This window comes from Limosilactobacillus reuteri, assembly GCF_002254085.1.
GTDB lineage: Bacteria > Bacillota > Bacilli > Lactobacillales > Lactobacillaceae > Limosilactobacillus > Limosilactobacillus reuteri_K.
In genome coordinates this window covers 67,354-83,399 of record NZ_NGPY01000044.1, presented here as the reverse complement: position 1 = coordinate 83,399, position 16,046 = coordinate 67,354, and the positions used below count along the sequence as shown (strand labels likewise).

General features: G+C 36.2%; 10 protein-coding genes. All 10 read left to right on the top strand.

Annotated features, from left to right (window positions below; all coding sequences use genetic code 11):
* The first annotated feature begins 171 nt into the window (after positions 1–171).
* The 10 genes from CBG10_RS07930 (at position 172) to CBG10_RS07880 (ending at position 16,026) form a co-directional block, all read left to right on the top strand.
* A complete protein-coding gene (locus tag CBG10_RS07930) occupies positions 172–7,380 on the top strand; it encodes an LPXTG cell wall anchor domain-containing protein (protein WP_094512222.1) in 7,209 nt (2,402 codons plus the stop codon).
* A gap of 167 nt (positions 7,381–7,547) precedes the next feature.
* Complete coding sequence (locus tag CBG10_RS07925; RefSeq protein ID WP_094512220.1) at positions 7,548–8,042, top strand: hypothetical protein; 495 nt, start codon at positions 7,548–7,550, stop codon at positions 8,040–8,042.
* Positions 8,026–8,256, top strand: coding sequence for a hypothetical protein (locus CBG10_RS07920; RefSeq protein ID WP_094512219.1), 231 nt, complete (start codon positions 8,026–8,028; stop codon positions 8,254–8,256). The genes CBG10_RS07925 and CBG10_RS07920 overlap by 17 nt, the downstream gene beginning before the upstream one ends.
* Positions 8,257–8,980: 724 nt before the next feature.
* Complete coding sequence (locus tag CBG10_RS07910; RefSeq protein ID WP_094512218.1) at positions 8,981–9,229, top strand: glutaredoxin domain-containing protein; 249 nt, start codon at positions 8,981–8,983, stop codon at positions 9,227–9,229.
* Between the two features lie 6 nt (positions 9,230–9,235).
* On the top strand, positions 9,236–10,396 hold the full coding sequence (locus CBG10_RS07905) for a DUF3991 domain-containing protein (RefSeq protein WP_094512217.1): 1,161 nt from the start codon (positions 9,236–9,238) through the stop codon (positions 10,394–10,396).
* Between the two features lie 145 nt (positions 10,397–10,541).
* Positions 10,542–12,596 carry a DNA topoisomerase gene (locus CBG10_RS07900; protein WP_094512215.1) on the top strand — a complete coding sequence of 685 codons (2,055 nt, stop codon included), beginning with the start codon at positions 10,542–10,544 and terminating at the stop codon, positions 12,594–12,596.
* A gap of 3 nt (positions 12,597–12,599) precedes the next feature.
* Entirely contained in the window at positions 12,600–13,412 is an 813-nt protein-coding gene (locus CBG10_RS07895) for a hypothetical protein (RefSeq protein ID WP_094512214.1), read from the top strand.
* A 21-nt stretch (positions 13,413–13,433) separates the two neighbouring features.
* Positions 13,434–13,856, top strand: coding sequence for a hypothetical protein (locus CBG10_RS07890; RefSeq protein ID WP_143449683.1), 423 nt, complete (start codon positions 13,434–13,436; stop codon positions 13,854–13,856).
* 16 nt (positions 13,857–13,872) lie between these two features.
* Complete coding sequence (locus CBG10_RS07885) at positions 13,873–15,708, top strand: AAA family ATPase (RefSeq protein ID WP_094512213.1); 1,836 nt, start codon at positions 13,873–13,875, stop codon at positions 15,706–15,708.
* A 21-nt stretch (positions 15,709–15,729) separates the two neighbouring features.
* Positions 15,730–16,026 (top strand): hypothetical protein, encoded by a 297-nt coding sequence (locus CBG10_RS07880; protein WP_086118111.1) that lies wholly within the window; start codon positions 15,730–15,732, stop codon positions 16,024–16,026.
* Positions 16,027–16,046 lie beyond the last annotated feature (20 nt).

The following is a 16,046-nucleotide window of genomic DNA, read 5'->3' as shown; positions in this document are numbered from 1 at the left end:
CAATTAATTATCTTTGTAATTTAAATATTTAATGGCAATTGTACGAATGATTTTAAAATGATTTCTTAAATAGTTTGAAAAAACACTAAATTTTGGCGAAACTTTGAAATATAGAAAAATAGAATAAATTCTCCTTTGAAAAATAAATTAATTTGCAAAGGAGATTTTTTTATGATTGTAAAACAAAAATCAAAAGTTATTCCAATCGAAAAATCATCTACACATTACAAGATGTATAAAGGTGGAAAATTATGGCTAACGGCTGGTATTACTACATTATCAATGGCCGGTATGATGGTTGCTACAGGTGAGTTACAGACAGCACATGCTGATACAACCACAACAGCTAATAACACACAGCAAACTGCTACTGGTGGTAATGCGGTAACGGCTACTACAAGTGGAACATCTGGACAAGCTGGCACAATTACGCAACCAGTTAATATTGATCATTCGCAACTAAATAATGCTGTTGACCAAGCTCGACAGGCTGGATTGACTGTAAATCAGCAACCAACAACTACTCAAACGGTAAGCCAAGATCAAGTTGATGCTGCCAAGCAAAATATTCAAAATGACGAAACTAAGCAAGCACAACGGATTCAAACAATTACTCGACAACATCAAACAGAAGTATCTAATGTTAATAACTTTAATGGCTCTAAGGGAGACACTTCCCAGCTTGATGCTAGGGTAAAAGAAGCACAATCAATCCCCGGATTAACCGTTGTACATGATCAAGATCAAACCACTGTAAAAAAAGCTTCTGATACACAAGGTATCCAAGAAGCGGTTAATAATGCAACCCAAAGTAATAATGATCAAGCTCAGAGCATTCAAAACGCTATCGATACTCAGAAACGAAATAATAGTGAATTTGATCAAGCAAGTAAAAAATATCAAGATCAATTAAAAAAATATCAAGATAGCTTAGCAACTGCTCAAACGATTGTCCCAGATCAAATTATTCAAGGCCTTAAATTCCAAAAGAATAGTAGCGCAAAAATGCAGGTTGAAAATTTACAACCTAATCAAGGGACCATTGGCGATGGGCGTTGGTACTCCAATAATATGAATGGCGATTTTTTACGAGCAACATACACTGACATTAACGGTGCTCAGTATACTGATATGAATGGTAATGTTCATAATATTGATAAGATGGTCGTTACATATAGTAATCTAGTTCTAGGGCCACGATTTAGGGGAATGAAAGCATGGTTCCGTCCAGCTACTGGCACCGGTTGGGGTGATGTAGATTCGTTCTATATCAAATCTGTGAATGCTACTTATCAATTCTATGATGAACAAGGTAATCCTATTAATTTTGCTCCAGGAACAGCATGGCTCTTTTTATCTTCTTTAACAAGATGGGCAAATAATAATGATGGAAACCTAATGGTAGATCCTAATCAGGATCATGTTGAAGCAGTTAAGGCTATCAATGGTTCTAAGCTCTATAATCTTCCTGAAGGAAAAGCAGTTGTTCATGCGGATGGTAACGCCTATGAAGATGCTTCTATTTACACCAAACGGATTCCTTACCATCCAGTTGGCGATGGTGATAATGGATATGATCATGATGGTGGTGCAGTTATCGCATCCGTCTCAAATGGAATGACATTGCAATGGAATCTGCAACAAAATTATGATCCAAACAGTGGGAAAGATAAGGCGGATACTCCTTCATTTACCGTGTCTCATGAAGATGCTAAAGATGGTGGTTGGTATTACTTTTCAATTAAGAATAATACTTTAAATGGTATTAGTATGCTTCCACCAGTTCGAAAAACAACCGAAGTTCACTATCACTACAATACAGTGATGGTACCTAAGACTACAATTGGTGATCAACCAGTCAATTACCAACTTCATGACTTAAATGTTAAGACTACGCCTGAAAAGAACTGGGTTAATGGTATTCAAAGCGTTAACAACAAGGTAGGAATCAATGACGATGTGGTAACTACCAAAGTTGATATGAATTATCTTGGTTCAAATCAGATTGAAGGTGGTTTGCATAGTCTTAAGGTTACTGACGATTATTCCAAATTTGCTAATAATGTTGACTATGCTGGAGCACAAGTTTACGAGAATGAAGAACTTGCGACAGGTAATTATGATATTACTAATAATGGCCAACAGGTTACGGCTACACGAAAGAACCCTGAATCTGCCAATGGTGGTAAAGTTTCCTTAGTAATTGACTTTAAGATTAAGCCAAATGTTAAAACTGGAACTGTCTTTGAAAATTCAGGATCCGGAACCATCAATGATCAAACTGTCCCAACGAATGACGCACAAATTAAAACTTATGAACAAGAAACAGTAAAGCACTGGATGGAAGGCAAGAATATTGTCGATGATAAAACTGAAATCAACGGTGATATTGTTACTACTCAAGTTCATATGACTTTACCAGACCAAAGTACTTTAATTGCGCCATTAAGTTATGTGTCAATTGATGATAACTATACTGATTTTGCTGATAAGACAAATCTTCTTTCTTATCAATTATGGGAAAATGGTGCTAATGTAACTGACCAATACAATATTACTAACGAAAATGGTCATTTAACGGCCGTTCGTAAGAATGCTTCAGCGGCTCCAGCAGGAGAAGTTGTTTTAATCGGAACATTCAAGATTAATGATAATGTTCTTAATGGTACTAAGTTAGTAAATCGAGGATCTGGCCGGCTAAACAATCATACAGTTGAGACTAATACGCCAGCAATTGTTACCTTTACGCAAAGCGTTGATAAGCATTGGGTAGAAGGTTCAAATACCGTTGATACTAAGACCTATATTGCAGATGATGTAGCAACTACAAACATTACAACCACTTTACCTGATCCTAATAGTTTAGCTAAACCATTAACATACCTGTCAATCGATGATGATTACACTAACTTTATGGATAAAGCTAAATTACAAAGTTACCAAGTATGGGAAGGCAACAGCAATGTTACTAGTGAATACACGGTAACAGATAACAATGGACACTTAACGGCACGGCGAAACGATCCAAGCAAAGCGCCAGGAGGTACTTTACGCCTAGTAGCAGTTTGGAAAATTAATGATAATGTTCCTTCTGGTACTAAACTAGTAAATACGGGTTCTAGTCGAATTAACAACCATACAGTAGAAGCCGGCAAACCTTATGTAGTAGTTTACACACAAACTACGGACAAACACTGGGTTGATGGTAACCAGGTTGTTGATGATAAAACTTACGTTGATGGTGACAATGTTAATGGTCAAGTTACTATGTCCTTGCCAAATCCAAGCGATTTAGCCAAACCATTATCTAATGTAATTATTCGTGATGATTACACTAAGTTTGCTAATGACGTTGACTACAAGTCAGCAACGGTAACTGAAAACGATAAGGATGCAACTGATCAATATAACATTGTTAACGAGAATGGGGTAGTTACAGCAATCCGCAAGAACCCTGGTACAGCACCTGCTGGTAAGGTTCAATTAAATGTTATCTGGACTACTCATACTGGTTTACCTAGTGGAACAAAGTTGGTTAACAGTGGTTCAGGAACGATTAACGGTAAAACTGTAAATACACCGGACCGAACAATCTATACTTTCCATAATGATAGTGATAAGCACTGGGTTGAAGGAAACCGCAAGGTTGATGGCTTAACTCAGATTAATGATGATTTGATTCATGCTGAAATCTCTACCGCTTTACCAGATCCAAGCCAATTAGCTAAGAAACTTGGCGAAATTCAATTAGTTGATGATTGGTCTGACTTCAAAGACAAGGCTAAGGTTACTAGTTATCGTGTAACTGAAAATGATAAGGATGCAACTGATCAATATAACGTAGTAGTTGATAATAACGGTTTTGTTACTGCTACTCGCAAAGATGCCAGCTCAGCACCAGGTGGCGTTGCTAAATTGTTGGTTGACTGGAAGATCAATCATGATGTTGCCAGCGGTACTAAACTGCGTAATACTGGTTACACTTTAATCAATAAGAGCCGTGTAGAGGTTCCTAGTGTTGATACTGTTACCTTTACCCCAAAGACAGATAAGCACTGGGTTGAGGGTAATCAAGACGTTGATGATAAGACTTACGTTGCCGGTGATGAAGTGCATGGGAATGTCTCAATGACACTGCCAGAACCAGAGCAGTTAGCTAAACCACTTTCTAAGGTTATCGTTATTGATGATTATCGTAACTTTATGGATAAGGTTACCTATGAGGGTGCTAATGTCTACGAAGACGATAAAGACGTAACCTCACTCTATGATGTTAAGAATGAAAATGGAATTGTTACTGCTACTCGCAAAGATGCTAGCTCAGCACCGGGTGGGGTAGTTTATCTGAAAGCTAACTGGAAACTTAATACTGCTATCCCTAACGGTACGGTCTTGACTAACCGTGGTTCAGGACAGATTAATGATGATCTAGTTCCAACCCCTGATCGCAATATCTATGTCTTCACACAAACAGCAGAAAAGCATTGGAAAGCTGGAGACCAAGATGTTGACAGTAAGACTGTTATTAATGACGATGTAATTCATTCAGAAGTTTCGATGTCCTTACCGGAACCTAATAGCTTAGCAAAATCATTAGAAGATGTAGAAATTGAAGATGATTACAGCGACTTCAAAGATAAAGTTGGACTACCAACAGTTAAACTTTATGAAAATGGTCAAGATGCTAGTGCCGAATATAATGTAACCTTAAAGGATGGCGTGATTACTGCTGTTCGTAAGGATCCATCTAAGGCGCCTGCAGGTACCTTAACCATGAACGTTACTTGGAAAGTTAATCACGATGTGGCTTCGGGAACTAAATTCACTAACAAAGGTACCGGAATTATTAACCGCAGCCGCGTTAAGACTAATACACCAGATGTAGTTACTTTTACTCCAGAAACCGATAAACATTGGACCAATGATAATGATCAATCTGTTGATAATATGGTCTTCATCGCTGGTGATAATGTAAGCAGCAAGGTTTCAATGTCGTTACCAGAGCCACAGAACTTGGCTGAAAAGCTCAAGAAAGTTCAAGTAATTGATAACTTTGCGGACTTTGCGGATAAGGTTGATCTTAAGGGGTATTCCATTACCGAAAACGGAAAAGATGCAAACGATCTTTATAACTTTGAAGTGACTAAGGATCATCAAATCATTGCAACGCGGAAAGATCCTGCAACGACGCCAGGCGGACTCGTAATTCTACGGGCGCAATGGACTTTGCATAAGGACGTTCCAACTGGGACAGTGCTTACTAACAAGGGTTCTGGTCAAATTAATGATGACCTGGTTCCAACCCCTGATCGTCAAATTAAGACTTATACTCAAGATACAGATAAGCATTGGGTTAATAATGGTGGCCAAGTAGTTGATAATAAGCTTGCAATCAATGATGGAATCGTTACTGCTCGGGTTGATATGACCCTTCCTAAGTCCTCAACTCTTGGTAGTAAGATTCATAAAATTCAATTAACCGATGACTTCTCTAAGTTTGCTAAAGATGTTGAAGTGCAAGGAGTCCATGTCTTTGAAGGTGATAAAGATGTAACTGATCAGTATGATATTTCTATTGATCCAAATGGTAAGGTTGTTGCAACCCGCAAGGACCCATCTAAGGTTAATAATCATCAAGGTGAATTGCCAGTTACTATGCAGGCAGTAATGAATGCTAAGGATTCCTTAGATACTAATAATTTAGTCACTAAAGCAACTGGTAACTTAAACAATAACCTTTTTGCCGCTAGGGCCGGATTATTCAATGCTTCCTTTATTCAAACTCATGTATCTTCAGCTAATGGCAAGATCAATTCACAAGTTGATATGCAACTTCCAGAAACTAGCGAAGGGGTAAATAAGGTAGCAGTAACCGACGATTATACTAACTTCAGCAAATATGCCCAACCAGGAGCTGTTCATGTTTATGAAGATGGTAAGGAAGCCACTGCTAATTACACTGTTTCAGATGATGGTGCTGGTCATGTAACAGCAACTCGGAATGACACTGAAAATCTTAATGGTGGCCAAGTTTCAATGAAGGTTGATTACAAGATCAAGGGTGATATTCCTAATGGTACTGTTCTTGAAAATCACGGTTCCGGAACAATTAACGATGAGACAATTCCAACTAATACACCATCAATTACTACCTATACCCAAGAAGCTGAAAAACATTGGGTAGAAGATGATCAAATTGTTGATGGCCGGGTAGTTATTGATGGATCCGTAGCACATGCTAAGGTCACTACTACCTTACCGGACCCATCACAATTAACTGATCCACTTACTAATATGTCAATTAAAGATGATTATTCGAAATTCGCTAAGGATGTTGACCTTACTGATGTTCAAGTTCTTGAGAATGGGAAGTTAGCAACTAGTGAGTATAACCTTGAAAAAGGTGACGGTTTTGTTATCGCAACGCGGAAAGACCCTACTAAGACACCAGGCGGTAATGCACAATTGCTATTAACATTTAATATTCACAAGGATGTTCCTTCAGGCACTAAACTTGAGAATGCTGGATCATCAACAATCAATAATCATACGGTTAAGACTAATACTCCTTGGATTGAAACCTTCTTACCAAATCCAACGAAGGATGTAGTAATTAGTGTTGATAATCAGAAGAGTCTCAATGGCCAAAAGATTGAGTTAGGTCAACATTTTGATTACAAATTGATTGGGTCACAATTGCCGGCTAGTGTAACAGCACTTAATGAATATGGTTTTCACGATGATTATGATGAAACGCATGATCAATATAATGCGGGTTATACTGTCCTCTTAAATGATGATATTACGTTAAAAGATGGAACTGTGCTTAAGAAGAATACTGATGTTACAAAATACACAACACAAGTTGTTGATACAGAAAATGGTAAAGTAGACATTGAATTTGATAAAAACTTCTTGGCAAACGTTGATCTTTCTAAGTCATCGTTTGGAGCAACAGCTTATCTTAAGATGAAGCGAGTAAAGAGTGGTACAGTACAAAACAAGTACACAAACTCAATTAATAACATTGACTTTAGTTCTAATACCGTTACAACAACTACGGAAGAACCTAAGAAGCCAGAAACACCACCTACTACACCTAAGAAGCCGGAAACTCCAGTTACGCCAACTGAAACACCAAAGACAACCCCAACACCAACTCCTGCTCCACAAGTAACGCCAGTGCAAGAACCGGTTATGGCTGCAGTAGCAACTCCTGCTCAAGTTGCCACTCCAGTACCACAACAACCAAGTTCTGCTGCTCCTCAAGAAGCATTGCCACAAACTGGTAATGCAAATGAAAGTGGATTAGTTGTAGCTGGATTAGCTGGATTCCTAGTGAGTCTAGGCGCATTTAGTCTTAAGAAAAAGCGAAATTAATTAGTTTGTTTTACACATAAAAATCTCATATCTCCTTAAAAAAGGCTCAGCAGTTTGCTGGGCCTTTTTGCGTGAACAGTGTCAATGGCGAAACTTCTTTTTTTCTCCTTTAGTGTAATAGTGGATTTTAATATATAGAGCAATTTTGATATTGGACGGGATTAAAAATGGATAAAAGAGAATTTAGCCTAAAACTTTATCGAATTTCAAATAATAAGTTATATTACTTGGTAACTGCCTATTCTCAAACAGATGCAATAGACTATCTCCTTGAAAAATTAGGACTTGAGGCAAGCGCTAAAAGCAACTATTCGATTAAAGAAATTGATATTTCAATGCCAGGTGTTGTTTATAACGAAACAACGGTTATGTCAATTACCCAACAAAAGGAATACAGCGCTAGTGAGGTAGCAAAAATGATTGGGACTACTCCTAATATGATCGGACGAATTGCTAATAAGTTAAAAATAAAATCTAAAACATCATGTAATCAATATGGTCGGTGGGTTTCTAGTAAATCGCGTTATTCAAGTAAAGAAATAACTCAGTGGATGTATTATCAAACAGCAATTGACTTAATTAGGAATACATTTAGCAAAAAGAATAAGAACATTAGTTATCAGGAATCACTTTTTGGAGAAGATTATGAAAAATACAATTGATCAATTATCATTAACCCAATTAAAATTCAGTCAAGCCGGGATGAACAGGGACACTGCTACTTGGTTAGCTTTAGAAGCCACATTGCCATTAGAACAACAATGTGCTTGTATAGAAGCCTTAGCGTTAGAGCCTAATCCAAATGAGAAGGTCAAAAGATTAATTATTGCTAGAGGATTTCAACAACGGCAAAGGCAACGAATTCTTAACAGGTAATGAGAATAACTAAGTAAATTCAACGGTGATTATCATCGTTATTTTTAAATTCTAGACAATAAAAAAGAGCGCCTATTAGAACGCCCTCTCAACCGACTACTTGTGAGCTAGGAAATACTTACAGCACACGGCATTCATAATATTAATTGTGCCTAACAAGCACATAAAAAACTATGCGACTATTTAAATAGCATTTTCAGCGGTGGTATTTGGTTACTGTCGCTTTTTTATTTTCCTGAAAGATAGATAAAGAATAAAACTACAATAGCGATTAATGGTGCGAAGGCTAGTAGAAAGAAAAATTTACTAATCTTCCAGAAAATCCAAAGAATAAAAGTAAAGCCAGTAAAAAAGAATACGTTGGAGTTGAAATTTTGGAATAAATAATCCCATCCAAATGTGGCGAAAGGGTAAAAAAGGGCTAGAACACATAGAATTAAACAAAAGATACCATCTTTTTTATCAGTAAAGTTATAAAGAATAAAGATAACAAAATAAACTGATAGATAGTGAGAAAAAATATAACCTTTATCTATTCTGCCAATAGTTCTGTTATATAAATTTAACATTGATGTAACCGCCCTTCTATTTATTTGTTGTTTCTATTTTACACTTTATTTACATTTGTGTAAATCAAAAGTTTACAATGGTTAAAGTGTGGCGAAAGATACTAAAAAGCTCATTCCAATTTACTTTTGAAGAAAAAGTTAAGGAGTGATAACCCATGATTCGAGTTTTCTATAAGCCTAATTGTAAAGCTTGTCTAATGACTACGCATTTTTTTATCGTTCACCACATCAAATTTATCGATATTGATCTTTCTCAAAGTCCTCAGTATGCTAAGAGTCTTCATGATAAGGGGCATCTTAAGGTGCCTGTAGTCATTACAGATACAGAAGAATGGTCGGGATTTCGTCCTGATAAACTTAATCAGCTTCTCCAAAAGCAACGGCTAATGCGGGCGGAGAGGTGATCAACAATGGCTGCAGTTACAGAAGAGAAATTATCAAACGTAGATAAATTGTGTCGGCAATCTATTCAGAAATATTTAGATATTAAAGGAATTCCTTATGAAAAACAAGGTTATTATTTAAGACTAACTGATCATGATTCACTAGTTGTCGATACAAGAATAACCTCACAGAAGCCATACGAGACTTTCTATTGGAATTCGCAAGGCGTTGGAGGAAATCTGTATAATTTTTTAAGATCATATGAAGGACTAGAAAAGAAAATAGCACTAGATCAATTAGAGAAACTAGCTCCAGAATTAGCAAAGGCACCACAACACCATTATCAGGTAGTTGAATACCAACCAGAAAAGTGGCCAGGTAGTCGGCAAAATCAACAAATGATTAACTATTTCACTAAAACTCGTAAGTTAGACGAGCGCTTGATTCAAGTTCTCATTAAACATGGCTTAATTAGGCAATTACGTAACGGTAGTGCATTCTTTTCCTGGAGAGATAAAAACATGAAAGAAATTGGTGGTGATGTGCAGGGAACGATAGTTGATCATAAAAGATTTGGGAAACGTGGCACCATTAAAATGATTGCAAAAGGTTCTGCTAGGGAATTTGGCTTTCGTTTTAATGCCAATTCAAAAAACGATGACACTAAAAAGCTATATATTTTTGAAAGCCCAATTGATATGCTGTCCTATTTTCAAATGCATGGTAACCAACCAGGTGCTAAAACTTTTCTATCGCTTAATGGTGCTGCTACCAAGGTAAATACCGTTAGTAATTACATAACTAGATTTGGTGTTCCAGATGAAATTCATTTAGCGTTAGATACTGATACAGCAGGATTGAAGGGTATTATACGCATTAATGGGAGGCTTGAAACACTTAGAAAAGAACAAGGTTGGGATAATATGAAAATTATAGTAGATCAGCCCAACAGCAATAATAAAGATTGGAACGATGCCTTGAAACTTAATGACAAGCAATACTATGCTGAGTCCATGCACGACTTTGCTAATCGTAAGACTAAAGAATTAGGAGTAAAACGGATTCGACAAATTATGGATGAAATGCTAGCTGGTAATATGGGAAACAGTAAAGCAATAACCAATAAAGTAAATCCACAAAAAGCTAGTTTTAAACAACATTTTGAAGATAAGCGAAAAGAACGTTAAAGTTCAAATGATCACGTCATGAAGAAAAAATTCATGGCGTTTTTACTTTGTCCAAATTTGGACGAAATTAGGCGAAACTTTCGTAAATCAATAGCTACTGTATCTTAAATTCAGTTGAAATTAACTAAGAAAATCAGGTGAAATTATGTTTGATTATTTAATCTTAACCGAAAAGAAATCAGCATTTGATAACTTTGTCGCTGCTCTTGGTGGAGAAACAGGAACAGTTAATGGCCATACATATCAACTAACTCATGCTCAAGGGCACCTACTAGAATTCTTAGATCCAGTAGATCAAGTTGCACCAAATTTGAAAGATAAATATGAATCTTGGGAGTTAAAAGATTTGCCCTGGAACTTACAAGATTTAACATGGCGAAAAAAAGCGAAAAATGGATCAGCACAGAAAATGATTAAAAAAATTGCTAATGAGAGTCGTCAAGCACAAGCAATTGTTATTGCAACTGATAATGATCCAAGCGGAGAAGGTGAACTTCTTGCTTGGGAAATTATTAATGCTATCAATTGGCGAGGACCAGTTTATCGTGAATATCATGATGATGAAAGTAAAAAGGGAATTCAAAAAGCATTAAGTAATTTACGAGATATTTCTAGTCAGAAAAAAGATGGTGACTACATTAAAGCGGTTTTACGGCAGCGATGGGATTTTGCGTCTATGCAAGCAACAAGGGTTTCCACAACATTAGCTCGTAGTGAAGGTTATCGGGTAAAAGTTATTAATCAAGGACGATTAAAGTCAGTAATGCTTGCTTTTACTTTTGATCAACTGCAGCGAATCAAGCATTATCAAAAAAAACCTTACTACGAAGTTAAATTTAAGGATAATAATGGCCATGTCTATGCTCGCAAAGTAAGAAAAGAAGACGAAGAACTAATTAAAAAGATTCGTCATGCTGATATTAAACTAGCGAAACAAGAACAAAGCACTTACTCATCGCCCGCAGAAGTCAAATTATTAAGTTGTACACGAAAAAAACAAGTACCTAATACATTAATTGATATGACCGGAATTGATAGTGCAATGGCAGCAAAGGGGTATTCTTCTACAATGGTTGAAGAGGTTTACCAAGAACTTTATGAAAAACATTATCTATCTTATCCGCGGACGGGAGACAAGGTGATTACTAATGACCAGTTTATTGAGTTGGTTAATAATGCTGATCGAATTGCGGCTACAATTAACGTTGATCAATCGCTCTTAACACACCGACAACCACGAGAAAAGTTTGTTAAAGACTCAGCAACTCATGGGGCTAATCGGCCTGGTGAAAAAGTTCCGGAGACAATGGATGAACTAAAGAAAGCAATCTCTAGTAAGAGTGAAAAAGCACAAGATTGCGCAGTAGATATTTATAAATTAGTAGCCGCTAGTGCATTATCTATTCTTGCAGAAGATTATGTTTACGATTCTTATGAAGCATGTGTAGTTAATTATCCGGATTTTGTAACGCGCTTTAACCAGCCGGTCGAGTATAATTATCGTCTTATCTGTAGTGAGGATAATTTGCCTAAGCAGCAACAACTAATTGGTAGTAAGGCAAGTACGTTTATTGATGAGGGAGCCAATCCTAAGCCGGCTTGGCCAACTAAAAAATGGCTGTATCGTAAACTTTCTACTTATGGGAAATATGGGATTGGAACGCCGGCCACTCAACAAAGTACTTTGGCTGCAATTACTAGTAATAACGGCTTATTGAAAGCAAAAGGGGCTAAATTAAATCTAACCGATACCGGATTAATGTCGGCTTTAATTGGCTATAACACTTATATTGCTTCACCTAAAATTACTGCACAGTTATTTGATGCAATGGATGTAGTTGCTAAATTTGAAATGGATTCAGATAAGGTTCTAAATACAGTAACTCAGGTCATTAAGCATGATATTCCCATTATGCAGGAAAATGCTAAGCACTTAAGAGATGTTCTAGGGGTGCCAAAGAAAGTTAAATACGAAAAGAAAGAGAAAGTGACTGTTAAATTCCAAGGAAAAGCGGTTCAGATTAGTCGTAAGTGGGGTACTCATACATTTACTGACCAAGAACTTGAGGATTTATCTGCTGGAAAGATAATTACTTTCAAGTACAAGAAAGGTAATTTGAGTGGTCAACTTGGCCAAAGTGAATATAAGGGACGCAAATTTATTGGCTTTATACCAGATTTTAAAAAGCGAGGTAAATAAAGAATGATGAAGATTACAGGAATACTAAAAGCTCAAGAAGTTGAGGGTAATGATGTGCTATTAGATTTTGAATGTCAAAGTAATAGCGAATCTAAACTAAGACTGTTAGTTAATAATAACCAATATGAAAAGTTCTTCGCGCATTCAGCACAATTAAATTCGACTTGGTTATTAACTTTAGACGAGGTTATTATCAAAGAATTGAATTGTATAATCTTTAAGTTAAAAGAAGCAAAAGAAATTAATAGTATGGTTTATCTGTCAAAAGGTGACTATTTTGAAGCTATTGACAAGCTTAAATCAGAAAATCAAAAATTGCGGGGAGAAGTAGAGTCAGCTAAAAAAGTGCAGGATAAACTACAGAAAAAATTACGAGTATTAGAAAGTGATAAGGCCAAACAACCTACGGAACCCGGCAAAGATTTTTTGGAAAATAGTAATGATCAGCAAGAATCAGAGCCACCAATTAAATTAAGGAATGTAAAAAAAGGTGATAATGAAACAGAAGCTAGCATGAATGATATCGTTTCACAGTATAAGCCCGAAAGTGACGATGACCCTGATTCAACAATTAATATCAACAACTACGATATAACTGTTCCTGAGAAAGGTGATTTCCAGTTAAAAAAACCTACAGCAACTAAAACGGCTCCAGAAGAGGAGACGGTTGATTTAGGCGACAGCTCGCAAATTGATGAGTCTTATCAGCAGGCTGAACAAGCTAAAGGCCATAATGATACTGATCAACCAGCAGATGATATAGATATTAATGATTATTTTGGCGGACGAGATGATGATGAAGGCCTTGGTTTGTAATACTAAGAAGGAAAAGGAATTGTGATGGAGTTAGAAAAAGAATATTTAGCGGAAACTGCAGAGCGAATTAATCAGTACTCACGAGTCAATGCATTTCGCTGGAGTGAAGAAGCGTTATTGAATGTTTTAGATACTAAAATAAGAACGCCAATAGGCTGGAGCAAGCAGCTATGGCCAAAGAGTAATCTAAGCCGCTTGCGATTTTACGAACTTGATAGCGAATTAAAAAAGGCGGGTCTTGATAGTTCATTTTGGTTTGTTAGTAATCAAATTAATCAAGAAGAATGGTTAATTGATAATCCATTTATTACTAAACAGATCATTGTAACTTTTGAGAAGAATCACGGCAAAATTAAAGCGTATTTATATGGAATAGAGAACCATGAAAAAATTCTAAAGAAGACTGATAGCTTGTTAGAAGCTGTGTTATTAAGTCAGCCATAGTAAGGGGTGTTAGTAATTGACTGAAGAATTAAAAAAGACACCTAACATTGATAGATATACGGATGATTTAACTGTCGCGGCAGCTAAGAATCCAGACGAGTATAAAGCTGTTGCTCGAAACCAGGAAATTAAGCAAGTCATTATTAATCTTAATCGAAAGACTAAGAATAACCCAATCTTGATTGGCGAAGCTGGTGTAGGGAAGACAGCTATTATTGAAGGATTAGCTCGATTAATTGCTTTACATAAAGCTGGTAAACAACTGGAAGGAAAACATATTCGAGTTCTTCAGATTGCAGCGCTGGGACAACAAGATACAGTAATGAAAATGTTGAATATCATTAATGAATTTAAACAAACTAATGGGGAAAATATCCTTTTTATTGATGAAATTCATACAATTATGGGTGCTGATCAAACGGGAGGAGCCATGGACTTAGGAGATGTGTTAAAACCAGCAATGGCCCACGGAGATATTCAGTTAATTGGCTCAACGACAATTGATGAATATAAAAAGTTCATTGAGCGTGATCCAGCATTACAAAGGCGTTTTCAACAAGTAAGGGTAGAAGAACCTTCTCGGAATACATCAATCAAGATTCTTAATGGAATTAAGAAAAACTATGAAGATTATCATCACGTTCATTATGATGATTCGGCAATCGCTGGGGCGGTTGATTTATCAGTTCGCTATATTGCAGATCGCTATTTGCCAGATAAGGCAATTGACTTGATTGATCAAGCTGGCGCAATTGCTGCTACTAATCATGTGGTTGATGTGGATATTAAACAAGTAGCATTAGTACTGCAGGAAATGAAAGGAATTCCCATTACTAATGTTTTGCGTAATGATACAAGTCGTTTACGTAATATCAAAGATAAACTTAGTAAGGTAGTTAAAGGACAGGAGGAAGCAATTCAATCAGTAGCTAATGTGATTACAATTGCCAAAGCAGGGTTGCAAGCACCTAATCGGCCATTAGCGTCCTTTTTATTCTTGGGAACGACTGGAACTGGAAAGACAGCTCTTTCTAAGCAATTAGCTAAGGTTATGTTTGATAGCGAAAACGCATTAGTGAGGTTTGATATGTCTGAATTTAGTGAGCGCGATTCCCTAAATCATTTTCAAATTTTATTAACGGATCAAATAAAACACAGACCTTATTGTATTTTATTGCTAGATGAAATTGAAAAAGCATGTTCAGCAGTTCATGATCGCCTATTACAAGTCCTGGATGCTGGTGAATTACGGGATCGGTTTGGAAGATCAACTGATTTTAGAAATGTCATTATCATTATGACAACCAATATTGCAGCTGAACTAATCAATGACCGCCAATCAAGTGAGAAAACGATTGAAGGGAACGAAATTGACCAGAGTGAACGTCAACGGATTCGGAGAAATACTGCATTTAAGAAGTTAGTCAATATGGAACTAACTAATATTTTTCGTCCGGAATTTGTAAATCGGATTGAACATAAAATTGTATTTAATATGCTTCCCCGGCCAGTTATTAAGCAAATTGCTCAAAATGACTTACAAATATTAAATGACCGTTTGAAAGAACATGGCTTTCAATTTACTTATAGCGATGACCTAATTGAGTATCTAGCTGATATTGGAACGGATGTTAAAAATGGTGCAAGACCGCTTGAAAGAACAATTGAAAATGAAGTAACAGCGCCACTTTCAATGATTATTTTACAATTAGAAAATAAATCTGATAATACCTACCACAAAATTAGTGCTAAGGTTTATGATCCTCGTGACCAATTTGAACGTAGTAAATTGCAACATCATAATAAAAACGGTCGTAAAATCAATTTTGGATTGATTCCAGATAGTAAATAACAGAAATTGGAGACGAATTTAATGGCTCGAAAGAAAGAATTAACGTTAGAAACTGAAAAAACAGCTAAAAAGCAAAATTATATCAAAGAACTAGCAAAGAAATTAGCTAAGGAAAAAAGTGAACTGCGTGATTTACAAAAAGAAGAGACGGATAAGCAACTGAACGAATTTGCAACTAAACTTATGAAATATTGGCAATTAGATAGTGTTAAAAAACTAGATGAATTCTTCCAAGTTGCTAAAGAAAGAATTCCAACTACAAATTTTTTAGATCAAAATAATCAAGATAAAATTATTGAATCTGACCAGAAAAAGTAAGTTTTGGCGAAAGTTAAATA